At 38.9% G+C, this 24,689-nt stretch carries 22 protein-coding genes, 2 tRNA genes, 1 other RNA gene and 1 pseudogene; 17 read left to right on the top strand and 9 right to left on the bottom strand.

All coding sequences use genetic code 11. From position 1 onward, the window contains the following. Positions 1-153 precede the first annotated feature (153 nt). Positions 154-705, top strand: a complete 552-nt coding sequence (locus F935_RS11360) for a flavodoxin family protein (protein ID WP_016139062.1) — start codon at positions 154-156, stop codon at positions 703-705. Positions 706-752: 47 nt separating this feature from the next. On the opposite strand, the gene smpB is transcribed toward F935_RS11360, so the two are convergent. Continuing rightward, positions 753-1,229, bottom strand: a complete 477-nt coding sequence (smpB, locus tag F935_RS11355) for an SsrA-binding protein SmpB (protein ID WP_004641603.1) — start codon at positions 1,227-1,229, stop codon at positions 753-755. Positions 1,230-1,363: 134 nt separating this feature from the next. Here smpB and coaD point away from each other — a divergent pair, with 134 nt between their 5' ends. The 6 genes and pseudogenes from coaD (at position 1,364) to F935_RS11330 (ending at position 3,651) form a co-directional block, all read left to right on the top strand. Further along, positions 1,364-1,855, top strand: coding sequence for a pantetheine-phosphate adenylyltransferase (gene coaD, locus F935_RS11350; protein ID WP_016139061.1), 492 nt, complete (start codon positions 1,364-1,366; stop codon positions 1,853-1,855). Between the two features lies 1 nt (position 1,856). Further along, the gene (locus F935_RS11345; RefSeq protein ID WP_004794186.1) at positions 1,857-2,120 is read left to right on the top strand and encodes a YfhL family 4Fe-4S dicluster ferredoxin; all 264 of its coding nucleotides are present in this window, start codon (positions 1,857-1,859) and stop codon (positions 2,118-2,120) included. A gap of 27 nt (positions 2,121-2,147) precedes the next feature. After that, positions 2,148-2,503, top strand: an RNA gene (gene rnpB, locus F935_RS18070) — RNase P RNA component class A. 64 nt (positions 2,504-2,567) lie between these two features. Further along, positions 2,568-2,644: transfer RNA gene (locus tag F935_RS11340), tRNA-Met, on the top strand. A 122-nt stretch (positions 2,645-2,766) separates the two neighbouring features. Further along, positions 2,767-3,417: pseudogene (gene cntB / locus F935_RS11335) on the top strand (carnitine monooxygenase, reductase subunit CntB); the annotation flags it as partial. Between the two features lie 157 nt (positions 3,418-3,574). Further along, a tRNA-Met gene (locus F935_RS11330) sits at positions 3,575-3,651 on the top strand. Positions 3,652-3,694: 43 nt separating this feature from the next. On the opposite strand, the gene F935_RS11325 is transcribed toward F935_RS11330, so the two are convergent. From F935_RS11325 to F935_RS11305, 5 genes are all read right to left on the bottom strand, one after another. Next, positions 3,695-4,723, bottom strand: a complete 1,029-nt coding sequence (locus F935_RS11325) for a hypothetical protein (protein WP_016139059.1) — start codon at positions 4,721-4,723, stop codon at positions 3,695-3,697. Beyond that, positions 4,716-6,341: an NAD+ synthase gene (locus tag F935_RS11320; protein WP_016139058.1), complete on the bottom strand. Its 1,626-nt coding sequence runs from the start codon at positions 6,339-6,341 to the stop codon at positions 4,716-4,718. Before F935_RS11320 ends, F935_RS11325 begins: the two co-directional genes overlap by 8 nt. Before the next feature lie 385 nt (positions 6,342-6,726). Next, entirely contained in the window at positions 6,727-7,287 is a 561-nt protein-coding gene (locus tag F935_RS11315) for a hypothetical protein (RefSeq protein ID WP_016139057.1), read from the bottom strand. A 182-nt stretch (positions 7,288-7,469) separates the two neighbouring features. Further along, positions 7,470-7,922 (bottom strand): protoporphyrinogen oxidase HemJ, encoded by a 453-nt coding sequence (hemJ, locus tag F935_RS11310; RefSeq protein WP_016139056.1) that lies wholly within the window; start codon positions 7,920-7,922, stop codon positions 7,470-7,472. An 18-nt stretch (positions 7,923-7,940) separates the two neighbouring features. Beyond that, entirely contained in the window at positions 7,941-9,170 is a 1,230-nt protein-coding gene (locus tag F935_RS11305; RefSeq protein ID WP_016139055.1) for a beta-ketoacyl synthase N-terminal-like domain-containing protein, read from the bottom strand. A gap of 300 nt (positions 9,171-9,470) precedes the next feature. Between F935_RS11305 and F935_RS11300 the strand changes: the two genes are divergently transcribed. The 8 genes from F935_RS11300 (at position 9,471) to rimI (ending at position 18,351) form a co-directional block, all read left to right on the top strand. Further along, positions 9,471-10,790, top strand: a complete 1,320-nt coding sequence (locus F935_RS11300; RefSeq protein WP_016139054.1) for an EcsC family protein — start codon at positions 9,471-9,473, stop codon at positions 10,788-10,790. Positions 10,791-10,990: 200 nt separating this feature from the next. Beyond that, positions 10,991-11,365 (top strand): 30S ribosomal protein S12, encoded by a 375-nt coding sequence (gene rpsL / locus F935_RS11295; RefSeq protein WP_002050319.1) that lies wholly within the window; start codon positions 10,991-10,993, stop codon positions 11,363-11,365. A gap of 160 nt (positions 11,366-11,525) precedes the next feature. Further along, complete coding sequence (gene rpsG / locus F935_RS11290) at positions 11,526-11,996, top strand: 30S ribosomal protein S7 (RefSeq protein WP_003653285.1); 471 nt, start codon at positions 11,526-11,528, stop codon at positions 11,994-11,996. Positions 11,997-12,173: 177 nt separating this feature from the next. Further along, on the top strand, positions 12,174-14,312 hold the full coding sequence (gene fusA / locus F935_RS11285) for an elongation factor G (RefSeq protein WP_016139053.1): 2,139 nt from the start codon (positions 12,174-12,176) through the stop codon (positions 14,310-14,312). A 94-nt stretch (positions 14,313-14,406) separates the two neighbouring features. Continuing rightward, positions 14,407-15,597, top strand: coding sequence for an elongation factor Tu (gene tuf / locus F935_RS11280; protein ID WP_016139052.1), 1,191 nt, complete (start codon positions 14,407-14,409; stop codon positions 15,595-15,597). Between the two features lie 204 nt (positions 15,598-15,801). Then, positions 15,802-16,683 (top strand): metal-dependent hydrolase, encoded by an 882-nt coding sequence (locus F935_RS11275; protein WP_016139051.1) that lies wholly within the window; start codon positions 15,802-15,804, stop codon positions 16,681-16,683. 230 nt (positions 16,684-16,913) lie between these two features. Further along, on the top strand, positions 16,914-17,789 hold the full coding sequence (locus F935_RS11270) for a metal-dependent hydrolase (protein ID WP_016139050.1): 876 nt from the start codon (positions 16,914-16,916) through the stop codon (positions 17,787-17,789). Between the two features lie 106 nt (positions 17,790-17,895). Beyond that, entirely contained in the window at positions 17,896-18,351 is a 456-nt protein-coding gene (gene rimI / locus F935_RS11265; RefSeq protein WP_016139049.1) for a ribosomal protein S18-alanine N-acetyltransferase, read from the top strand. A 41-nt stretch (positions 18,352-18,392) separates the two neighbouring features. Here the strand turns inward: rimI and F935_RS11260 are convergent, their stop codons facing one another. Both F935_RS11260 and aat read right to left on the bottom strand, forming a co-directional pair. Then, positions 18,393-19,208, bottom strand: a complete 816-nt coding sequence (locus F935_RS11260; RefSeq protein ID WP_016139048.1) for an arginyltransferase — start codon at positions 19,206-19,208, stop codon at positions 18,393-18,395. An 18-nt stretch (positions 19,209-19,226) separates the two neighbouring features. Beyond that, positions 19,227-19,958: a leucyl/phenylalanyl-tRNA--protein transferase gene (gene aat, locus F935_RS11255; protein WP_035366522.1), complete on the bottom strand. Its 732-nt coding sequence runs from the start codon at positions 19,956-19,958 to the stop codon at positions 19,227-19,229. A gap of 108 nt (positions 19,959-20,066) precedes the next feature. Here aat and F935_RS11250 point away from each other — a divergent pair, with 108 nt between their 5' ends. Beyond that, positions 20,067-20,366, top strand: a complete 300-nt coding sequence (locus tag F935_RS11250; protein ID WP_016139046.1) for a putative quinol monooxygenase — start codon at positions 20,067-20,069, stop codon at positions 20,364-20,366. 56 nt (positions 20,367-20,422) lie between these two features. Here F935_RS11250 and trxB read toward each other — a convergent pair whose 3' ends face one another. Beyond that, positions 20,423-21,373: a thioredoxin-disulfide reductase gene (gene trxB / locus F935_RS11245; RefSeq protein ID WP_016139045.1), complete on the bottom strand. Its 951-nt coding sequence runs from the start codon at positions 21,371-21,373 to the stop codon at positions 20,423-20,425. A gap of 269 nt (positions 21,374-21,642) precedes the next feature. Between trxB and F935_RS11240 the strand changes: the two genes are divergently transcribed. Continuing rightward, positions 21,643-24,684, top strand: coding sequence for a DNA translocase FtsK (locus F935_RS11240; RefSeq protein ID WP_016139044.1), 3,042 nt, complete (start codon positions 21,643-21,645; stop codon positions 24,682-24,684). Positions 24,685-24,689 lie beyond the last annotated feature (5 nt).

The raw sequence follows: 24,689 nt of genomic DNA, 5'->3' as shown, positions 1-24,689 counted from the left end.
GTAATTAAACAAAGTAAGAGAGTTTTTATTTAGCTTAACGATATTAGGATTGTGAAGTGTATTCATACTCTTCGATTTCATATTTATAGATGTAGGTTTAGCAAGCGCTAATAAAATGATAAAATAGAAAAAATCGCTCAAAATTTTAATCTTATGTCTTTGCCTGAAAAACATCTCTCAATTGTTTACCACAGTCCATATGGTCATACCGCCAAGGTGGCCTCTGCTATTGCTGCTGGTGCAGAGGTGATGGGGGTGAAAGTACATTTAATGAATATTGAGCATATTGATTGGGATGCGCTTGATGCATCACAAGGTATTATTTTCGGATCACCTACTTACATGGGAAGTATGACTGCCGATTTTAAAAAATTTATGGACAGTACTTCTAAACGTTGGAAAGAACGTTTGTGGCAAGGCAAGCTTGCGGCTGGCTTTGCAAATTCGGGTGGATTAAGCGGCGATAAACTCGCGGTATTACAACAATTAAATATTTTTGCCATGCAGCATGGCATGCTTTGGTCAGGTTTACCTCTAATGACGACAGGGCATAGTGAAAAAGATTTAAACCGATTATCGAGTTGCTTGGGTTTGATGACCCAGTCAGATAATGCGCCTGTCGAAATTACTCCTCCACAAGGCGATTTAGATACAGCTAAATGGTTTGGTGAATATATTGCAGGTCTTTTATACAGATTAAACTAATGAACTTCACGACGTAAAAAAGCCTCTGAAAAGAGGCTTTTATTTTATTACTTATGAAATATACGAGCTTTATCACGTTGCCAGTCACGGTCTTTTTCAGTTGCACGTTTGTCATGAAGCTGTTTACCCTTCACAAGTGCAATCTCTAGTTTGACTAAATGACCCTTCCAGTAACACGCTAAAGGAACGCATGAGTAACCTTTCTGGTTAACTGCACCCATTAGGTGTTCAAGCTGACGTCGGGAGAGCAATAACTTACGGGTACGTGTTGCTTCAGGTACAACATGAGTCGAAGCTGATAATAAAGGCTGAATTTGTGAGCCAAGTAAAAATGCTTCGCCATTTTTGAAAATCACATAACTTTCAGTCAAAGTCATACGTCCAGCACGTAAGGATTTTACTTCCCAACCTTGAAGTGACATGCCTGCTTCAAATTTTTCTTCGATAAAATAATCATGACGGGCACGTTTGTTTTGTGCGATTGTTCCGCCATTGTGTTTTTTCACTACTGTTGCTTTCGCCATAATTCAAACTTCCACAATTATGCCTATTGTGCCGTAAACTGATGCTAAGGTGAAGTTTTTCCTGCACATGAATATTTCGCCTCATGTATAACTTTTGCTAAAATAGGTTCACAATATAATTAGAGTACTAGCGGATGTCTAAAACGCGTGTAATTTATCCTGGAACATTTGACCCCATCACGAATGGACACGTTGATTTAGTTACTAGAGCATCAAGAATGTTTGATGAGGTTGTAGTAGCAATTGCAATTGGACATCATAAAAACCCTTTGTTCAGTCTAGAAGAAAGAGTTGAACTGGCCCAAAGCTCATTAAGCCATCTATCAAATGTTGAATTTGTCGGCTTTGATGGTCTGCTGGTTAATTTTTTCAGAGAGCAAAAGGCAACAGCAGTACTTCGTGGTTTGAGAGCGGTTTCTGATTTTGAATATGAATTTCAACTTGCCAATATGAACCGTCAACTTGATCCACATTTTGAAGCGGTGTTTTTAACACCATCTGAGCAATATTCATTTATTTCTTCGACATTGATTCGGGAAATTGCTCGTTTAAAAGGGGATGTAACCAAGTTTGTTCCGCAAGCGGTGGTTGAGGCCTTTGAACGTAAACATCAACAAGGTTGGTAACGTGTCGTTATATATCACCGATGAATGCATAAACTGTGATGTTTGTGAACCAGTTTGCCCGAATGAAGCAATTTTCATGGGTGAAGTGATTTATGAAATTCATCCAGATTTGTGCACTGAATGCGTTGGTCATCATGATCAACCGCAATGCCAATTGTTTTGTCCTGTAGATTGTATTCCTAAAGATCCGCAGCATGAGGAAACTGAAGAACAGCTCTTCGACAAATATAAAAAATTAATTGCTCAAAAAAGCACGAGCAATTAGTAAATAAATTTGTTAATATGCGCCCCTGAAGTGAGCTGGATGGTCGCTGCTGTGGAGGTCTTCGTGACTGAAGCAGGGGAGGAAAGTCCGGGCTTCATAGGGCAGGGTGCCAGGTAACGCCTGGGCGGTGAAAGCCGACGGAAAGTGCAGCAGAGAGTAGACCGCCTCATTCGTGAGGTAAGGGTGAAAGGGTGCGGTAAGAGCGCACCGCGTGTCTGGTAACAGTTCACGGCATGGTAAACCCCACCAGAAGCAAGACCAAATAGGAATCCTGAGGTACGGCCCGTACTGGATTCGGGTAGGTCGCTTGAGCGTATGAGTGATTGTACGCCTAGAGGAATGACCATCCTCGACAGAACCCGGCTTATAGGCTCACTTCACCTAATTTATTTAAAAATTTTTCTTGACGTGCATTAAAGAAACTAAGATAATGCGCGCACAGTTTTCGGCTATGTAGCTCAGTTGGTTAGAGCACCGCACTCATAATGCGGGGGTCACAAGTTCAAGTCTCGTCATAGCCACCATTTTATAGACCACGCTCCTGCGTGGTCTTTTTTTATGCTCATTTCCCGATAAAGCGTAGTTCTAAAGATCGATTTTATAATAATGAGATGTTATTGGATTTTTGATTAATTTATTAATATTTAAAAATTTATTTCCATTAGCCGAAATAGGTAATAAACATATCTTAATTGCAGGTGGTATTGGTATTGCACCATTCTTGCCTCAAATGGATGAGCTTGCAGCACGTGGTACTGAGTTTGAATTACATTATGCCTACCGTTCACCTGAACATGCGGCTTTGTTAGATGAGTTAAAGCAGAAACATGTTGAGCATATGTTTAGTTATGTTGATTCAGAAGGTTGTGCATTAAATTTGGATGAATTGATTTCATCACAACCTAAGGGCTCACATGTCTATGGGCCGAAACCAATGATTGATGCTGTGATTGATTGTTGTAACAAGCACCGTTACCGCGATGAATATATCCACTGGGAACAATTTGCTTCAACAGTTCCTGAAGATGGTGAAGCATTTACTGTTGTACTTGCTAAGTCTAATCAGGAAATTGAAGTACAAAGTAATCAGACAATTTTACAAGCCATTGAAACATTAAATATTGATGTGGAATGTTTATGCAGAGAAGGGGTTTGCGGTACATGTGAAACGGCTATTTTAGAAGGTGAGGCCGAACATTTCGATCAATACTTAAGTGATGCAGAAAAGGCTTCACAAAAGAGCATGATGATTTGTGTATCAAGAGCAAAAGGAAAAAAACTAGTATTAAATCTCTAATATATTTCTGTGGCTGATCAATTATTTAAAACACAAATTTTCTAAAAAATGAACAAATAATGATGAACTGAATCTTATTTGTTCATTTGATGGGATTTAGTGGTTTTGAACTCTTGACCTGTTCTGTAGAACTATAGATAATGCGCACACAGTTTACGGCTATGTAGCTCAGTTGGTTAGAGCACCGCACTCATAATGCGGGGGTCACAAGTTCAAGTCTCGTCATAGCCACCATTTTAAAAACCATGCTCATGCATGGTTTCTTTTTGTCTTTTTTTTACTCATTAAAATGTTTTTCAATAATATCGAGTGTTTTTGAGCTTTGATAAAAAGGAGCTAAAATCGTTTGAAGTAACGGTTCTAAAATACCGTGTTCATTAAAGGCATTCATGACCTTAGGGTAAAAACGTAAGGCTTCAGTTTGTAAATCGGTTTCAGTTAAACCAATCTCACTTAATACTTCAAATAAACTTTCGTCTTTATAAAAGTCATAAAAAACTTCTACGCCATACAGAATAAGATCTTGCATAAATTGTGACTGGCGTAATTCTTTCCAGTATTCGTAAATTAAAACAAAGAACTCTTCAACATCAAGAGGAGTTAATTGCTTCATAAACTCATACATTTTTTTATGTCTAAGATCTTCCCATACATGTCGTATCAGACTTTCTAAATCTTCACTCGATAAAAGACTTAATTCTGTGAGTTGCTCATGAATAAAGCTAGCAATCCAAGTTTCAAGTTTATGCTCAAGACGTTGTTGCTGTAGAAAGGAGAATTTTTTGAGTTTATGTTGCCACTCAAAGTGGTAGTCATCAACTCTAGATGTGCTTAGAAATTTTGGTAATTTTTGTTCTAAGGTTGAGGTTGCAATATATTGGCAAAGTTGTTGTACAGAAGGACTGCTTCTTAAAAACTGATTGAGATAAAGAGGAATATGTTCCATTTCTAAAAATTTGGAGAGCCACATTTCAAATTGGTGATCAGATACCAAATCTTGTAGCTGAATTGGGGACTTCATAGCAGATAGGTAAATACGCTGCGCAATTTCCCCAATAAACTCAAGTAAACCAGCACCTAGCTGCATTTCAAAAGCATAGCGTTTCACAACGGCTTGTAGTTGCTCTAAATCAACTACTTCATGCAGCTTGATTTCGTCAGCATGTTGCATAAAGAGTTGAATGAACTGCTGGAAATAAATAGGTGAGTTTTCTATAGATAATTGTTTTTTGAAAAATTCCACTTGCTCAAGCAAAAGTGCTTGAGCAAGTGTTGTAGTTTTTGATGAGTTTTTCTGCTCAGTCATTCGCTGTCCAACCGTTGACAATCGGATAACGTCGTTCACGACTAAATGCACGAGAAGTAATTCTCGGCCCAATCGCGCCTTGACGACGTTTATATTCATTACGATCAACTAAACGGATGACTTTTTCAACTACTTCTTTATCAAAACCTTTGGCAATAATATCTGCCTGACTTAAATCTTCTTCAATGTATGCGTAAAGAATGGCATCTAATACATCATATGCTGGTAAAGAGTCTTGGTCTTTTTGGTCTGGGCGAAGTTCTGCTGAAGGTGGACGAGTAATAACACGTTCAGGAATAACAGGAGTTTCACTTAAGCTATTGCGGTATTTCGCTAATTCAAACACGATAGTTTTATAAACATCTTTTAGAACTGCAAAGCCACCAACCATATCACCGTAAAGTGTACAGTAGCCAACTGAAAGCTCAGATTTGTTGCCAGTAGCGAGTACTAAATTACCAAATTTATTTGATAAGCCCATGAGTAATGTGCCGCGTGCACGCGCTTGTAAGTTCTCTTCGGTCGTATCTGCTGGTGAGTTGCCAAAGAAAGGATACAAGGTTTGCATAAAGCTATTTACAACTGAATGTATTTCAGCAATACCGAAAGTTACACCCATACGACGAGCTTGTTCAGCCGCATCTTCTACACTAATTTGAGAAGTATAAGTATAAGGCATCATTACGGCTTGTACTTTTTCTGCACCGATTGCATCAACAGCAATAGCAAGTGTAAGGGCAGAATCAATACCGCCAGATAAGCCTAAAATTACACCTGGGAAGCCTGAGCGCTCTACATAATCACGTGTTGCCAGCACTAAACCTTGATAGATCTCTGCAAAGGTTTCTAAAGCAGGAGCAGATTCTATGACTTTAAATGATTTGTTTTTGGGGTCAAATTCAGCGATGTAAAGATCTTCTTTAAAGCTTGGTGCTTGTAAAGCAATTTCACCATTTTTATTGCTGACAAAACTTGTGCCATCAAAAATTAAATCATCTTGTCCGCCCACTTGGTTAACGTACACAATGTTTAGATGAAGTTGTTTTGCAAGTTCACTCAAGGTTTGTGTGCGGTGCTGTGGTTTGCCGACTTCATATGGTGATGCATTTAATACAAGAACAGTATCCACATTTAATTGGCTTAACTGTTTTACGGTATTAATTGACCAGATATCTTCGCAAATCAATACGCCAAACTTATGTCCAAGATATTCAAACACCAAATGCTGATGTCCTTTTTGGAAATAACGTTTTTCATCAAAGACGCCATAGTTTGGTAAATTGTGTTTGTTAAAAACACCCAAAACTTGACCGTCTTTCATGACAGCAGCAGAATTATAACGTTGACCATCTTCTGTCTGGTTCACAAATCCGAAAACCATGACAATATCTTTAACTTCGGCAAGTTGAGCAAAAGCCTTTTGCATACGTTTATTTAAATTTGGACGTAGCAGTAAGTCTTCAGCTGGATAACCAATAACAGAAAGCTCGGGAAAAATAATCAGGTCGGCGTTTTGTTTTTTCGCCTGATTTACTTGCTCAATCATCTTTTTGGTGTTTGAGTCAATATTGCCAATATGCGGAGAAAACTGAGCAAGGGCAACTTTAAAACTTTTCATTCAAACCTAATCCTAGATCATAACGAATATAGATACACACAGTGTTGATTTTTATAAATATAATTTTTCAACGATGTGTATGGTGCGATAGTAAACAATTAAAATAGTAAACAAAAATGTCAAGATCAATAATATATACCAATCACATATTTTCTGCGTAAAAATAACGAGATTTTCTGTATAGAATAGAAACAGGCTTCATTATTTTTATTGTTTGTATACTGCCTTATCAGAAGCCAATTTGGAATAAGCGCGTTATACTTTTTTCAATAATTTGAATTAAATAAGAGTGATTTTCTAGTTTAAGTAAGTATTTCTGATTTATAAGAATTCTCATTTACATTAAGCAAAAAATGTTACGTCCAAAGCAAGATTGATTATTTAGTTACAAATGAAGTTGAGGTGAACAGATAATATTTGGGATTTTTCCAGAGCAAATGTCACGGGCAATTTCACCTTGTTGCTCAATATTATACGAGCTAAATGCCTTGTGGGGAGAGTAGGTGTATTTATAGGGGTTGTATTTTTTTAAGCTAAGATAATAGGCCGATTGCAACAATGCGCCTTCAAGTAGTACATGAATACCTTTTTGATATTGCATGACATGTGTGAGTTCGTGAATAAAAATACCCTGCATGAATTTAGATTCTAGAGCGTAATTTTCACTGTAATCGGAAGAATTAACATAGATATTTCCGTTTGGTGCCATAAAAATACCGCAAGATTGCCAAGGAAGGTAGCGAGTAGCAATAATTTTAGGTTGCTCACAATTGAGCATGTCACCGAAAACGAGTTGTGCTAATACTTTTTCTTGAGCAGTTAAATATCTAATCGGATAGTTTTTTAAGTGACGAAAAATAAAAAGCGTAAGACGTATAAATTGTTGTTGGGTTGAGCGTTTAAGGGCAGTAAGGATTAGCATAGCTTTGCCATTAAATGAGTTCATTTATTTCTTTAGAATAGTATAGATTACTTATTAGTAAATAAAGAGTCAGATTGATTCATTGCATACAACCTTAAGAAAACATTGATTTTATGCTTTTGATTGAACAAAGGTGAATATATGAATCACTCTGAGAGTTCTTAGGATCTAAATCAAAAAAATTGTCTAAAAAGCAAAAGCCCCAGTTAAAACTGAGGCTTTACGACAACTAAAATAATAACTGCAAATAAAATTAAGGTTGGCATTTCATTAAAGAAGCGCCAGAACTTATGTGATTTGTAGTGAGCATTTCCGATAAGTTTTTTACGGTAGTAGCCACATGCCAAATGATAGATGACTAATAAAGCAACTAATCCAACTTTAAGGTAAAACCATGTTGCCTGATGGTAATGTCGAGTTGCATCGCCCCAATCTACAAGAAAGTGGGCGGTAATTAAGGTGGCGATCATAGAAGGCCACATGATTCCGCGATACAACTTACGTTCCATTACTTCAAAGCGTTGATGACTAGCAGTATCTTCACTCATGGCGTGGTAAACATATAGCCGTGGTAAGTAGAACAAAGCAGCGAACCAACAAACCACAGCAATAATATGTAATGCTTTTACCCACAAAAAAGCATCAGAAGGTGCATCCATCGATAATCCTACGTGGGATTATGCATCCCACTTTTTGAAAATAAGGCAAGCGTTAACACCGCCAAAGCCAAAACTGTTACTCATTACAGTATTCAATTTTGCATCACGTTTTTCAAGTACGATATCAAAAGGTTTTGCGCCTTCATCAAGCTCAGTCACATTGATGTTTGGTGCAATAAAGTCATTTTGCATCATTAGAACAGAGTAGATAGCTTCTTGTACGCCAGCTGCACCTAAGCTATGACCTGTCATAGATTTAGTTGAGCTAAGAGGAGGTACATTGCCTTCGCCAAATGCACGTTCCATTGCTTTAAGTTCTGTAATGTCACCAGCTGGAGTAGATGTACCATGTGTATTTACATAGTCAATTTTGTCTACACCATGTTGCTTAGCTTCTTCAAGCGCCATTAATACACAACGTGTAGCACCTTCACCGCTTGGAGCAACCATGTCTGCACCATCGCTGTTTGCAGCATAACCAACGACTTCAGCTAAAATTTTGGCACCACGTGCTTGAGCGTGTTCAAGTGACTCAAGTACTACGAAACCACCACCGCCAGCAATAACGAAACCGTCGCGGTCTGCTGAATATGGACGAGATGCTGTTTCAGGAGTTTCGTTATATTTCGAGCAAAGTGCGCCCATTGCATCAAACAATAAACTTTGAGACCAATGATCTTCTTCACCACCACCAGCAAGCATAAGGTCTTGTTTGCCGAGTTGGATAAGGTTGTATGCATAACCAATTGCATCAGCAGAAGTTGCACAAGCACTCGTAATGGTATGAGCAATACCTTGCAATTTAAATGCAACACCTACGTTTGCAGTAATAGTGTTTGACATGTTGCGTGGTACGAAGAAAGGTCCTACTTTACGTGCACCTTTAGTTTCTAAAAGCTCTGTCATTTCAACAACAGATGCAGTTGAACCACCACCTGAACCGCCTGCGATACCGTAACGTGGATTACCACCAATTTGCTCAGCAGTAAGACCTGCATGTTCAACAGCAGATACAGCAGCATTGTAAGCGTACATTGCACATACGCCCATAAAGCGTTTTAACTTACGGTCAATATGATCAAAATCTTGGTCTGCAGCAGCGCTCACATGACTTTTAAAATTGAGTTCAGCATAAGTTGGGTTAAAACGTGTCCCGGAGATTCCATTTTGAAGTGAATGAGTAACTGCTTCTAAAGAGTTACCGATACATGAGTTAATACCCATACCAGTGATTACAACACGTTTCATCTACAGGTCCCTTTATGGTGATATTAAGAGTCTAGCGTGATCAACAGCTACGAAAACGAATAGGAGAATATAGCTGTAAGAAAACAAGACTCATGTTTTTTCGTTGTTAACATGATAGCAGAAAGGATTTTTATTTCTTATGGCAAATCTTTATGACAATTTTACATTTAAAAAAAATAACTAAATACATGGTATGTTGCATTTAGGGTTAACTAAAATACACACATTCAAGTTGAGATAAATCCACATTCCACCTAGTATTTATGTCTAATTAGATAAATTAAAAAATCGAGGTACTTGATGACAAAATTTAATAATAATCAATCTGACAATTTGTTTTCTCAGGTCTTCGGAGTGGCTAAAAAGCTCAGTTCTACAGGATTGAGTATCTTACAACAGAACCAATCAGGTGATGTAAGTAAGGTAATTGAACCAATTCCAACTGGTAAAACGGTTGAAGGAAAATCGAGAACAAAAAGCCCATTTGAAGTTGAGCAATATGAAAGTCCTCAACAAATGCTACGTGAACAATTGCCGAAAGTAACTCGGCAGGTCTTTGGGCGACATTTTACAAAAGTAAATGGTGTGGCTACATTTCTTTCCCCAGATTGGGATGAAAAAATCTCAGGCTATTTATTTGATTGGCTGAATGACTTTAGTTCAAAAAGCACCTTAACTGAAAAAATCTTAGAAGAAGCGGGTGCTAAAGATTTGTTTGAGTTAACAAAGGATACGGGCCGTTCTCAACGTTTAAGTCAGGCGCTCATCGAGCAAAATAAATTAATTGCGACAATACAAGGAGCAATTACTGGCATATCGGGTGTGGTTGGTGCTGCTGTAGATATTCCTGTTTCACTTGTGTTGGTTTTAAGAACGATTTATCAGACTGGAAGATCACATGGCTTTGATCTTCTGGAAGTTACAGACCAAGACGTTGTCGAATTTATCTTTAAAGAAGTTGATATTAGCCTGATTGCTGAAAAGCAAACTTTATTATTGGCTTTAAAAACATTGCGGAATATGTTGGAAACACAAGATATTCATCAATTTCAGCAAGTGTTAGGTTCAACTACCGATTTAGATACTTTAAAGAAATGGCTAGTTGATGAAGATGGAGAGTTTAAATGGAGTTGGTTAAATCGTATTCCTAAACTCTCAGCCTTTGGCAAAGTTACACCAGTTGCTGGCGCTGTTTTAAGCGCGGGATATAGTTGGAAACTACAAGAAGATGTTGGTCACAAAGCACAGGCTATCTTTGGCGCTGCAAGACATTATTTAAATGAACATCCAAGTGAGCATTTATCTCCGCTACAGGCTTATTATGCTGCGGTAACACTGATTCAGAAAGCTAGTCCGCGTCTTTTAAATGTGGGTGAAGATGGCAATATTCATGCTGCACATCATCATAAAGTAGAAAATCATGATGTCATTTCAAAAGTATCTATTGTCTTAAAGCCTACTGAAAGTAAAAAGAGTGAAGAGAAAATTCAGGAAAATGTTCATCAAGGTATCGAGCAACTTGCTGATAAACATGTAGAGGAACATGAGCATACGGAGCAAAAACCAGCTCTAACTCCTGAGGAAGATGAAGAGGATCAGGATGGTAAAAAATACTCTTAACAATACGCTTACAAATAAGAGCTTTAAAAATAAAATCTGAACTCTATTTAAATTTGTAAGTTATCCTGTCAAAGATTGATATGGTCAACATTTGGTACGTATTGCCATGTTGACCATTTTTGCATCTTAGCTTACAATTATGTGCCCTTAAAAAGAGGTGTTTTCTTTTTAAGGTTTTTTAATAACGGGAGAATTGCCATATGGCAACAACGAATCAGTTGATCCGTAAGGGTCGTACGACTTTGGTTGAAAAATCCAAAGTTCCTGCGTTGAAGGCTTGTCCACAACGTCGTGGTGTTTGTACACGTGTTTATACAACTACACCTAAAAAACCTAACTCAGCTATGCGTAAGGTTTGCCGTGTTCGCTTAACTTCAGGTTTTGAAGTATCTAGCTACATCGGTGGTGAAGGTCATAACCTACAAGAGCACAGTGTTGTTCTTATCCGTGGTGGTCGTGTTAAAGACTTACCAGGTGTACGTTACCATACCGTTCGTGGTTCATTAGACTGTGCTGGTGTTAAAGATCGTAATCAATCACGTTCTAAATACGGTACTAAGCGTCCTAAGAAGTAATTCTAGGAAACTAGTCCAATAAGCCCTTTAGCGTTTCGCTTGTTTGAATTCTTCATAGATTTGTAATTCAAGCGACGTATAGTAAGGCCAGCGTCGTGTACATGACACTTGTACAAACTGCTGGATTATCCTGAAGTGTCATATTATTAGGTGTATTAAAATGCCAAGACGTCGCGTAGTCGCTGCTCGTGAGATCCTTCCAGATCCAAAATTTAGCAGCCAAACAATCGCTAAATTCATGAACCACGTAATGCAAGATGGTAAAAAATCTGTTGCTGAAGGTATCGTTTACGGTGCTTTAGAACGTGTTCAAGAAAAAAACAAAGTAGACCCAGTTGAATTTTTCGAGACTACTCTTGAAAAAGTTCGTCCTATGGTTGAAGTAAAAGCACGCCGTGTTGGTGGTGCTACTTATCAAGTACCTATGGAAGTACGCCCATCCCGTCGTACTGCCTTAGCAATGCGTTGGTTAGTAGATGCTGCTGCTAAGCGTTCTGAAAAAACGATGGCTTTACGTCTTGCTGGTGAGTTGCTTGATGCAGCTGAAGGTAAAGGTTCAGCAATCAAAAAACGTGAAGACGTGCATCGTATGGCTGAAGCCAACAAAGCCTTCTCTCACTACCGTTTCTAAGCGGATAAAACAGTCCCTAATCAGGAGAATATTCATGCGTACAGCAGCTCGATTCAACATTGCTCTTTATCAAAGTGGGAGCTTTGCGGGTATTTAAGTTGCCTGCTTGGATATTTGTGCGCATCAATTTAATTGATGCGTCCTGTTTTAAATATAACATTTAGGAATGTAGACATAATGGCTCGCCAAACCCCAATTAGTAATTACCGTAACATCGGTATTTCTGCGCACATCGACGCAGGTAAAACAACTACAACAGAACGTATTTTGTTCTACACAGGTGTATCTCACAAAATTGGTGAAGTACACGATGGTGCAGCAACAATGGACTGGATGGAACAAGAGCAAGAGCGCGGTATTACAATTACCTCGGCTGCTACAACTTGTTTCTGGTCTGGTATGGGTAACCAATTCGAACAACACCGTATCAACGTAATTGACACCCCGGGACACGTAGACTTCACAATCGAAGTTGAACGTTCTATGCGTGTTCTTGACGGTGCGTGCATGGTTTACTGTGCAGTTGGTGGCGTACAACCTCAGTCTGAAACTGTATGGCGTCAAGCAAACAAATATAAAGTGCCTCGTTTAGCATTCGTGAACAAGATGGACCGTACTGGTGCAAACTTTTTCCGTGCTGTTGAGCAAGTTAAAACTCGTTTAGGTGGTAATCCTGTACCTATCGTTGTGCCAATTGGTGCAGAAGATACGTTTGCTGGTGTTGTTGACCTTATCGAAATGAAAGCGATTATCTGGGATGAAGCATCTCAAGGTATGAAGTTCGAATACGGTGATATTCCTGCTGACCTCGTTGATATTTCGAACGATTGGCGTACTAAGATGGTTGAAGCTGCGGCTGAAGCATCTGAAGAGTTAATGGACAAATACTTAGAAGAAGGCGATCTTTCTAAAGAAGAAATCATTGCTGGTCTTCGTGCTCGTACATTAGCATCTGAAATCCAAGTTATGCTTTGTGGTTCAGCGTTCAAGAACAAAGGTGTTCAACGTATGTTGGATGCTGTAATTCAATTCTTACCTTCTCCAACAGAAGTTAAAGCAATTGAAGGTATTCTTGACGACAAAGCTGAAACTAAAGCATCTCGTGAAGCATCTGACGAAGCTCCGTTCTCTGCGTTAGCGTTCAAAATCATGAACGACAAATTCGTAGGTAACTTAACTTTCGTACGTGTTTATTCTGGTGTTCTTAAACAAGGTGATCCGGTTTATAACCCAGTTAAATCTAAGCGTGAACGTATCGGTCGTATCGTGCAAATGCATGCGAACGAACGTCAAGATCTTGATGAAATCCGTGCAGGTGATATCGCAGCGTGTGTAGGTCTTAAAGACGTTACTACTGGTGATACATTATGTGATGAGAAAAACATCATTACACTTGAGCGTATGGAATTCCCAGAGCCAGTAATTTCATTGGCTGTTGAACCAAAAACTAAAGCTGACCAAGAAAAAATGTCAATTGCTTTAGGTCGTTTGGCGAAAGAAGATCCATCGTTCCGCGTTCGTACAGATGAAGAATCTGGTCAAACAATTATTGCTGGTATGGGTGAGCTTCACCTTGACATCATCGTTGACCGTATGAAGCGTGAATTCGGTGTTGAAGCGAACATTGGTAAACCAATGGTTGCTTACCGCGAAACAATCAAAAAGACTGTTGAGCAAGAAGGTAAGTTCGTTCGTCAAACAGGTGGTAAAGGTAAATTCGGTCATGTATATGTTCGTTTAGAGCCTATGGATGTTGAAGAAGCTGGTAAAGAATACCAATTCGCTGAAGAAGTTGTCGGCGGTACTGTACCTAAAGAATTCTTTGGTGCGGTTGACAAAGGTATTCAAGAACGTATGAAGAATGGTGTATTAGCTGGTTACCCTGTTGTGGGTATCAAAGCGACATTATTTGATGGTTCTTACCACGATGTCGATTCTGATGAATTGTCGTTCAAAATGGCTGGTTCGTACGCTTTCCGTGACGGTTTCATGAAAGCTGATCCTATCCTTCTTGAACCAATCATGAAAGTTGAAGTAGAAACTCCAGAAGACTACATGGGCGATATCATGGGTGACTTAAACCGTCGTCGTGGTATGGTTCAAGGTATGGATGATCTTCCTGGTGGAACTAAAGCAATTAAAGCAGAAGTTCCATTGGCTGAGATGTTTGGTTACGCGACTCAAATGCGTTCTATGTCTCAAGGTCGTGCGACTTATTCTATGGAATTCGCTAAATACGCTGAAACTCCACGTAACGTGGCTGAAGGCATCATCGCTAAGTTCCAGACTGGCGGTAAAAAAGGTGACGACGAGTAATCTTTCGATTACTATAAGCCCAAACTAATTCTTAGTTAAAAACCAAGCGCTCGTGCAGTGACCCTGCATGAGCAGTTTATAAAGGAAGATCATCATGGCTAAAGCCAAGTTTGAACGTAATAAGCCACACGTAAACGTGGGCACAATCGGTCACGTTGACCATGGTAAAACAACTTTAACTGCTGCGATTGCAACTATTTGTGCAAAAACTTACGGCGGTGAAGCGAAAGATTACTCACAAATCGACTCGGCACCTGAAGAAAAAGCACGTGGTATTACAATTAATACTTCACACGTAGAATACGATTCTCCAATCCGTCACTACGCTCACGTAGACTGCCCGGGCCACGCCGATTATGTTAAAAACATGATTACTGGTGCTGCTCAGATGGACGGCGCGATCCTTGTATGTGCTGCGACTGATGGTCCAATGCCACAAACTCGTGAACACATCCTTCTTTCTCGTCAGGTTGGTGTACCTTATATTCTTGTGTTCCTTAACAAGTGTGACCTTGTTGATGATGAAGAATTACTTGAATTAGTAGAAATGGAAGTTCGTGAACTTCTTTCTACTTATGACTTCCCAGGTGATGACACTCCAATCATCCGTGGTTCAGCGCTTGCTGCACTTAATGGTGACCAAGGTCAGTATGGCGAATCTGCTGTAATCGAATTGGTTGCTGCGCTTGATTCTTACATTCCAGAACCAGAACGTGCTATCGACAAAGCATTCTTAATGCCAATCGAAGACGTATTCTCTATTTCTGGTCGTGGTACTGTAGTAACAGGCCGTGTTGAATCTGGTATCGTTAAAGTTGGCGAATCAGTTGAAATCGTTGGTATTCGTGACACAGTAGTAACGACTGTAACTGGCGTAGAAATGTTCCGTAAATTGCTTGACGAAGGTCGTGCAGGCGAGAACTGTGGTGTTCTTCTACGTGGTACTAAGCGTGAAGACGTACAACGTGGTCAAGTACTTGCTAAACCAGGTACAATCAAGCCGCACACTAAATTCGATGCAGAAGTATACGTACTTTCTAAAGAAGAAGGTGGTCGTCATACTCCATTCCTTAACGGCTACCGTCCACAGTTCTACTTCCGTACAACTGACGTAACTGGCGCAATCCAATTACAAGACGGCGTTGAAATGGTTATGCCAGGTGACAACGTTGAAATGTCAGTAGAATTAATCCACCCAATCGCAATGGACCCAGGTCTACGTTTTGCGATCCGTGAAGGTGGTCGTACTGTAGGTGCTGGTGTTGTTGCGAAAGTAACTGCATAATCACTTTCAGTGAAAAAAAGCGCTCTTTTTAGAGCGCTTTTTTTATATCTAAATGTCTAACAATTACTATAAAAGCTGGCCTTAACTGATATTTCAATGTCCTTATTTACACTTAATCCTTTTTATTAACTTTGTATGATAAGAATCAAGAAAACGAACAATAAAGTTTGAGTAACTTGGGTTGCTTATTAAGGAGCTTTGGGTATGAATGCTAAAGTGAATATTACGAATCGTGCAGGCGCAAGTTTTCCAGTACGTCGTATGAATTTTGACTTTAATGATGTACCAGAATATTGGATGAATGGTTCTGCTGGACTAACACACTTTATGACAGCATTGTCAGCCTTGTTTCCAGCAGGTGAGAAATTCTTCATAGATAGCGTACGGGCTGTACGTTATCATCCATCTATTAACGATGATGAAGTATTACAAAAAGAGATTAGTGCCTTCATTGGGCAAGAAGCAATGCATACTCAAGAGCATGTGAATTTTAATGCCTCTGCTCAAAAGTTTGGTCACGATGTAGATGCGTTAGAGAAGTTTACTGACACAGCAATTCAAACAGCAATCAAAACTTTTGTAAAAATTGTCAAACCTTTTGGTATGACCAAAGACATGGTTGATCTAACTGCTACAACAGCACTTGAACATTTTACTGCTACGATTGCTTCACAGTTATTAGTCAATAAACATATTCAAGAGTTGATGACAGACGAAACCATGTCAACTATGTGGTATTGGCATGCTATCGAAGAAAATGAGCATAAAGCCGTAGCTTTTGACGTGTATGAAGGTGTGTTTGGTAAGGGCGTAAAAGCTTATGCCTTACGTACGAGTTCTCTCGTATTTGCAATGACTTTGATTTTCTTGATTCAGTCTTCTTTTGTGCTTCGTCTATTAAAGCAAGACAACAAGTTAAATCTAGATGAGCTATCGGTGATTTATAAATACGCATATAGTCCATCGAAAGGCATTATTACTGGTATGGCTAAAGAAATGCTGGCTTACTTTAAGCCTGGTTTTCATCCAAATGATTTAGATACAGTGGGTCTATTGAAAACATGGAAAGCAAAATTAGGTTTGTAAGTTAAATCTATGTTTATTTGAAAGGGCTCATGAGTAGCCCTTTTCTTTTAGGTGCTCACAATAACTATTAGCAGATCAATGCACTTTTATGGGGTGATTAATGACCTCATCTGATATTTCTCTGTCCTCATCTGCACTTAATTGGCACATTGAAAGACGTATGATTATAAATATTAAGAAAATAAATAAAGTTATATGTGAATTAGCTATTCACTTAAAAGGAGTCTGAGATGAATGCTAAAGTAAATATTTCAAATCGTGCTGGTGCTAGTTTTCCTGTGCGTCGTATGGACTTTGAGTTTGCTCAGGTCCTACGCTATTGGGCGAATTATGATGCAGGATTAACTCATTTTATGACCGCATTATCGGCTCTTTTCCCAGAAGGTGAGCAGTTCTTTGTAAATAGTACTCGTGCTGTTCGAAATGATCCAAAGCTTGCCGATCCAGATCTTCAAAAAGAAATAAGTGCTTTTATTGGTCAAGAAGCAATGCATTCGAAAGAGCATTTAGCATTTAATGCCTCTGCTCAGGCTTATGGATATGATGTACGTCATATGGAAAAGCAAACAGGAAAAGTCATTAATATGGGTACGGCTGTTGTAACCAAATTAATGAAACCTTTTGGCTACACTAAAGAAATGATTGATTTGACTGGAACATGTGCTCTAGAACATTTTACGTCTACGATTGCAGCTGAACTTTTACAGAATCCTGAAATACAAGCAATGTTCCAAGATGACACGATGTATCATTTGTGGATGTGGCATGCTGTAGAAGAAAATGAACACAAAGCTGTGGCATTTGATGTGTACACAAGCATGTATGGGCAAGGTCCGAAAGCCTATTTCATGCGTTCAACAGCTTTAATCATTGCAATGGCATTAATTTTTGCAACTCAGACACATTTCACTGCTAAGTTATTAAAAACCGATGGAAAATTAACATGGAAAGATACTAAGTACATGCTTAAGTTCATGTATGGACGTAAAGGTTTTATGACCCGTCAAATTCCAGAGTTACTTGATTTCTTAAGACCAAAATTTCACCCAAATGATTCTGACACTACAGCATTGTTAGCAACTTGGCGTGAAAAACTAGGTCTTTAAAAAAAGATGATAAAAGGGCAATTTAATTGTCCTTTTTTTTACTCGTTTTTTCTTGTGAAGTTTTTATAATACGCATTACTTTAAAACTTTGATTGTACTGGAACCCATGATTCGTATTATGCAAAACACTGATGTTGATATTGTTGTACAAATCGAAAAATCAGTGCAAACACATCCATGGTCAAGACAGCAATTTGTAGAATCTTTAAATTCTTATCAATGTACCGTCATTGAGTCAAAAAATAGAGTCGTTGGCTTTTGTATTTTACAACCAGTGTTAGATGAAGCAAATTTATTGCTCATGGCAGTTGATCCTAAGGTGCAAGGTCAGGGCTTAGGATATGAATTATTAAATGCATCAATTGATCAGTTAAAAAATCAGCCAGTACAAATATTTTTAGAAGTTCGTGAAAGTAATAAAGCCGCTATCGGTTTATATGAAAAAACAGGTTTTCACCAAATCGACCTCCGTCGCAATTATTATCCTACCCCAGAAGGAGGGCGGGAACATGCAGTCATTATGGTAAAAACCTGTACCGATGATTTTGCTTCTTTATTCTAAATTTTGATCTAATTGCTTTTCATAAGAAAGCCAGATCATAATTATTTAATAATTAAATTGTTCCATTCAGAAGGTAATGTTGTCATAAGCGACGTACCTAACTGTTGAATTTCGTCTGGTGATAAGGATCTGTTTAAACGGCGCCATTGCCCATCGAGTAAAAGTTCTAAAGGGGTGTATTGCGATTTATAATTCATTTTGGCTGAGTGCGGCACCCAGTAGCCTAAATAAAGATATTCTAAACCAAGCGATTTAACATATTCGATTTGGTTCAGAATAGAGTACACACCAAGAGATCTGCGATGCTCATCTGGATCAAAGAAAGTATAGACCGCAGACAGTCCATCATCCATTAGATCGCAGGTAGACACACTGATTAAACGGTTATCTTTCCAAAGCTCAAGGAAAAAGCTATCTGTACAACTATGTACTAAAAACTTTTCAAACTGGTCTAAGCTAGGTGGAAACATGTCACCATCAGCATGGCGTTCATTAATATAGCGTTCATATAAATCATAATGAATTTGTGCTGCTTGCTGAGTCGGCAAAATAGTCATGGTCAGATCTTGATTTCGTTTCCACGCTTTTTTTTGCATGCTGTTCATTTGGAATTCGGCAACTGGAACACGACAAGACAAACATTGTCTGCATAAGTGGCATTCAGGGCGATAAACGAAGTCACCGCTACGACGAAATCCTAAACGGGAAAGTTCTGAAAGAGTGACCACATCAATCCGATGAATAGGGTCTAAAAACACCATGCGCGCCGATTTATTTTCTAGGTAGCTGCAATCATGAGGTGGAGTAATGTAATACTGCAGATCATTTAAAAGGGACTTCGGGTGATATGATTTCATGATTGGTCCCTCCTGTTATCATTCCATTAATTTTGCATCTAACGCTATTGTTTTACTTGAAAATACACGTTCTTGATACTTTTTCCAATTGATAGAGGGGTGAATAATTACATCTTGTAACGATTTTAAGTAGTCTTGACGAGAAAGTGTACAAGCTCCTAAGCTAATTAAGTGACTATTTACAAGTTGACAGTCTACCCAAGGGAACTGATTTTCTTGTCCAATCAGCATTAATGTATAAAAAGCCATTTTTGAAACATCTGTCTCATTACTAAACATTGACTCGCCGAAGCATCCTTTACCAATCGTAATGCCGTATAAACCTCCTACAAGTTTGTCTTGCTCCCAAACTTCCACGCTATAACCATAGCCAGCATTAAACATTTCACAGTAGCCTTGAATAATATCTTCGCTAATCCAAGTTTCATCTGCATAACTTCTTGGTAGAGAACATGAGCGAATAACTTCTTCGAACGCATGATTAACAGTAATTGTATAGTCATATTTTTTCATGTTTCTAAGCAGTGACTTGCTTGGCTTGTAATTTTGAGGATAGATCACACAACGAGGCTCTGGGCTCCACCAACAAATAGGTTCATCTTCATTGAACCAAGGAAATAGACCATGGGTGTATGCTTCATATAGGGTAGAAGGGGAGAGATCAGCTCCAATACAAATTAAACCATGACCATCCGGATCGGATTCAATGGGGTCAGGGAAAATGAATTGAGAGAGTGGAAGTTTCTGCATAGAAAATAAAATAAAATGGAATAATTCAAAATTAACGTAACTGAGCATCATTGACAATTTTTATTGTTCATCTTTAGCATGAATGTATACATGGAAAAGGTTGGCGTAATGCTAAAAATTATTGCAGAAGATTTTATTGATATTAAAAAAATTGATTTTGTTTTACCCCTTTATCAAGAACTCATTGAAAAAACGAGATGTGAAGAAGGATGTGTTGCGTACGATTTATATCATGATATAAAAAATTTAGGACATTTTGTTTTTATTGAGGAATGGGTAGATCGAGTCGCTTTAGATCGACATGTTCAGTCTGAGCACTTTCAACGGTTAGTTCCTCAGATTGACCAATACCAGACGAGTTCTGGACGTTTTACACATTTAGACCATTTTGAAAATATGAAGAGATGAACATCATAAAAAAAAGACACCCAATCTTTTATTGGATGTCTTTTGCATCGATTGAATTAACCGAGATTATCTAGATATTTTTCAGCATCTAGAGCAGCCATACAGCCTGACCCAGCAGAAGTAATGGCTTGACGATAAATACTGTCAGCGACATCACCAGCAGCAAAAACACCAGCTACAGAAGTCGCTGTTGCATTACCAGAAGTACCGCTTTGTACTTGAATATAGCCATCACGTAAGTTTAATTGACCATCAAACATTCCAGTATTTGGTTTGTGACCAATTGCAACGAATAGACCATGAACTTCTACGTCTTGCTTAGTATCGTCTTGAGTTGATTTAAGGCGAACACTTGTTACGCCAGTATTGTCACCCAATACTTCTTCAACTTCATGATTCCAGATAATGCTGATTTTGCCTTCTTTTTCTTTGGCAAATAAATGATCTTGCAAAATCTTTTCAGAACGTAAGCTATCACGGCGATGTACTAAAGTTACATGTGCAGCAATATTCGATAAATAAAGCGCTTCTTCAACAGCGGTGTTACCACCACCTACAACCATTACTTTTTGGTTTTTATAGAAGAAACCGTCACATGTTGCACATGCGCTTACGCCTTGTCCCATAAATTTTTGTTCAGATTCTAGGCCAAGGTATTGAGCTGTAGCACCAGTTGCAATAATCAAAGCATCACATGTGTACTCTTCCATATCACCTTTAAGAACAAAAGGACGTACATTTAAGTCTACTTCGTTAATATGGTCATAGACGAGTTCTGTACCAAAGCGTTCAGCATGTGCTTGCATACGATCCATTAATGCAGGACCTGTTAAACCTTCAGGATCGCCCGGCCAGTTGTCAACTTCGGTTGTTGTTGTAAGCTGCCCACCTAGTTGTAAACCTGCAATTAGAGTAGGTTTAAGGTTTGCACGCGCTGCATAGACAGCTGCACTATAGCCCGCAGGACCAGAACCGAGAATAACTAACCGAGAATGACGAACACTCATTGAGGGTATCCTTATTTATTTCGAGAATTTTGAAAATTATACGTGAATTTGCCGATCAATAGCGTTAAATCAATGTGGATAATATTGATCAGGTCAATCGAATTAAGTTATATAACAATGTAGAAGTGCCTCATGTTAACAACAACTGTAAAGAATCATGCACCTTTTTTGTAAGAACAGGTGCATAATATAAAGTTCATTCGTTGAAGATCTAAAATGTAGTTCTTCACATCTCTAAACCAATAATTAAATGGGTTACAGGACAGTATATGACTGCGGTGTCGAGTGTTTATGCACAGCGCTTATTGATGACATTATTCTTGGTTTCTTTTGGCATTTATATGTTTCTGGCGACAGTAACATATACACCATTTGACCCGGGCTGGATGCATATTTCCAGTGATACTCAGCAAGTATCCAATGCGAGTGGTATTGCTGGCGCATGGATTGCAGATTTGCTGTTTGGTTTTTTAGGATGGGCAAGTTTGCTTATTCCAATTTTCCTTTTTATTGAAGCAATTCAGGTGTGGTGGCCACGTAGTTTTTTAAACCGCCCATTTCGTTATGCTGCACAATTCTTTTTAATTCTGGTTGTGTCTAGCCTGCTTTATTTACACTGGAATCTACCGGCAGATACTTTAGATAATGCGGCTGGGGGAATTATTGGTTACGAGTTAGGTCAGAGCCTATCTCAATTGCTAACAATTTACGGCGCGACTTTATTTTTACTGGCTTTCGGAGTGGTCTTGTTTACTCTTGCATTTGGGGTGCAATGGAGCAAAACATGGGTTACGCTCAAAGCGACACCAAGTTATTTACAAGATTTATTTTATAAAAATGTATCACCGAACGAATCGGATTATGATTTAACGACTCAGCCTGCTAACAAAGCAGCGGCAGTTAAAGTTGCAGAAAACGCAGAGACAAATGTTTCAAGTGAGAAAGTGGCTTCAGTTCAATCTGAAAGTACTCCATCACAACCAGCAGCAACACGACATGATGCAGTTGCTGAGCGTCTATTTGCAGATATGCTAGCCAAAGAGCAAAGCCGACCTGAGCCTGTAGCAGATACGCCAGTTGCAAATACTCAAAATTTTGAGCATACGCTTGAGCAAGCCCATAAACTTGAAAAAGATAGTCAACGTTTAGTCGCTACCGGTGAAGTATGGCGTGCTTTACAACGTGATGATGCGAGCCATAAGCAAGAAATTGATGCGCTTTTAAGAGCAGCTGATGATTCAACAGAACAAGCTCCTGCTCATGAGCAATTCCAGCAAACCATTTCTCAAGTTCATCAAACTCAATCTACAGCTAAACAAGATTTACATGGTCTTGACTGGAATGATGATGAGATTTTTGATGAATTGCTTGCTGCGGTTCCAAACAGTAAAACTGCAACAGATGTGCATACACCATTTGTTCAAGATCAGCATGTAGTCGCAGAACCTCCTTCGCAATCGGTGAATATTGCGAAAGAAACTTCTGCACCTTTGTCGAATGTAAATCAGTCACCTAAAAATTTAGCAAATGAACAAGTTTTTGAAGACTTCGATGATTTATTAATAGATGAAGATATTGCGCCAGCAGAACCTGTCAGAGCAAGTAGTTATGCTCAGTCTTCAGCATTTGTAAAAGCTCCTATTCAAACGACTATTCAGGCCGATAAACTTTCAAAAGAAGAGTTTATTGAGGCGTGGCAGGAAACTGCTGGGAAACCTCAGGAAAATCCTGATATTGATGAAGACGATTTCGATTTAGATGCACCATTAACAGATGCAGCTGGTCGACCAATGTCTCGTGCAATGCAAGTTGCCAAGAAGCGTTTAGATTTACCAACATTACCTGGCCTTGAGCTGCTCGATAATGTTGATCCAAATAAGAAAGTTAACTTCACTGAAGAGCAGCTTTCGCGTTTATCTGAATTACTTGAAATTAAGCTACAAGAATTTAATGTTAAAGCTCAAGTGGTTGAAGCTCAACCGGGACCTGTAGTCACCCGTTTTGAGTTGGATTTGGCACCGGGTGTTAAAGCATCTAAGGTCACGAATATTTCGCGTGACTTAGCCCGTTCAATGTCGATGGCGTCTGTTCGTGTAGTGGAAGTAATTCCTGGTAAACCGTATATTGGTATTGAAGTACCAAACAGTGCCCGTGAAATGGTGCGTTTGATTGAGCTATTAGAAACGCCAACATATCGTGATCCAAGTGCATTAATCAGTATGGCAATGGGTAAAGATATTTCAGGTAATCCAGTATTAACTGATTTAGCGAAAGCCCCGCACATGTTAGTTGCTGGTACAACAGGTTCTGGTAAATCGGTTGCAGTAAACTCGATGATTTTATCGATGTTGCTTAAATATACACCTGACCAGTTACGTTTGATTTTAATCGATCCAAAACAGCTTGAACTTGCAAACTATAATGATATTCCTCATTTATTAACTCCAGTCGTTACTGACATGAAAGATGCAGTAAGCGCATTAAACTGGTGTGTGAATGAAATGGAACGCCGTTATAAGCTTATGTCGTTCTTGAAGATTCGTAAATTAAGTGACTACAATCGTAAAGTTGAAGAAGCAATTGCGAATGGGGAAGATTTAATTGACCCAACTTGGAAACCAAGTGATTCGGCAACGCAAGAACGCGCACCTCGTCTAACACCATTACCATCTATTGTGATTGTTGCAGATGAGTTTGCCGACATGATTATGCAGGTCGGTAAAAAAGCAGAGGAAATGATTACACGTTTAGCGCAAAAATCTCGTGCTGCGGGTATCCATCTATTGCTTGCAACTCAACGTCCATCTGTTGATGTCATTACCGGTTTGATTAAAGCCAATATTCCAACGCGTGTTGCATTACGTGTAAACAGTAAAATTGACTCGCGTACTATTTTGGACGCTGGTGGTGCAGAAGATTTGCTCGGTCATGGTGACATGCTGTTCTTAGGACCTGGTAAAATTGAGCCAGAACGTGTACATGGTGCATTTATTAGTGATGATGAAGTAAACCGCATTTGTGATGCTTGGCGTGAACGTGGTGAACCAGATTATGTCGACGAAATCTTGACGCCATTTGACGAAGAACAGACTTCACGTGGTTTTGAAGACGGTGAGGGTGGTTCTGACCGTGATGCACTTTATGACCAATGTGTGTCATTTGTTTTAGAAACCCGCAAAGCTTCTACATCGTCATTACAGCGCAAATTTAGCCTTGGTTATAACCGTGCTGCCCGTATCATTGATCAAATGGAAGAGAACGGCATTGTGAGCGCAATGGGACCTAATGGTAAGCGGGATATTTTGGTTTAATATCT

Source organism: Acinetobacter calcoaceticus ANC 3811, assembly GCF_000399665.1.
Taxonomy (GTDB): Bacteria; Pseudomonadota; Gammaproteobacteria; order Pseudomonadales; family Moraxellaceae; genus Acinetobacter; species Acinetobacter calcoaceticus_B.
The sequence above is the reverse complement of the archived record's forward strand: the minus strand, read 5'-3'. Positions and strand labels throughout refer to the sequence as shown.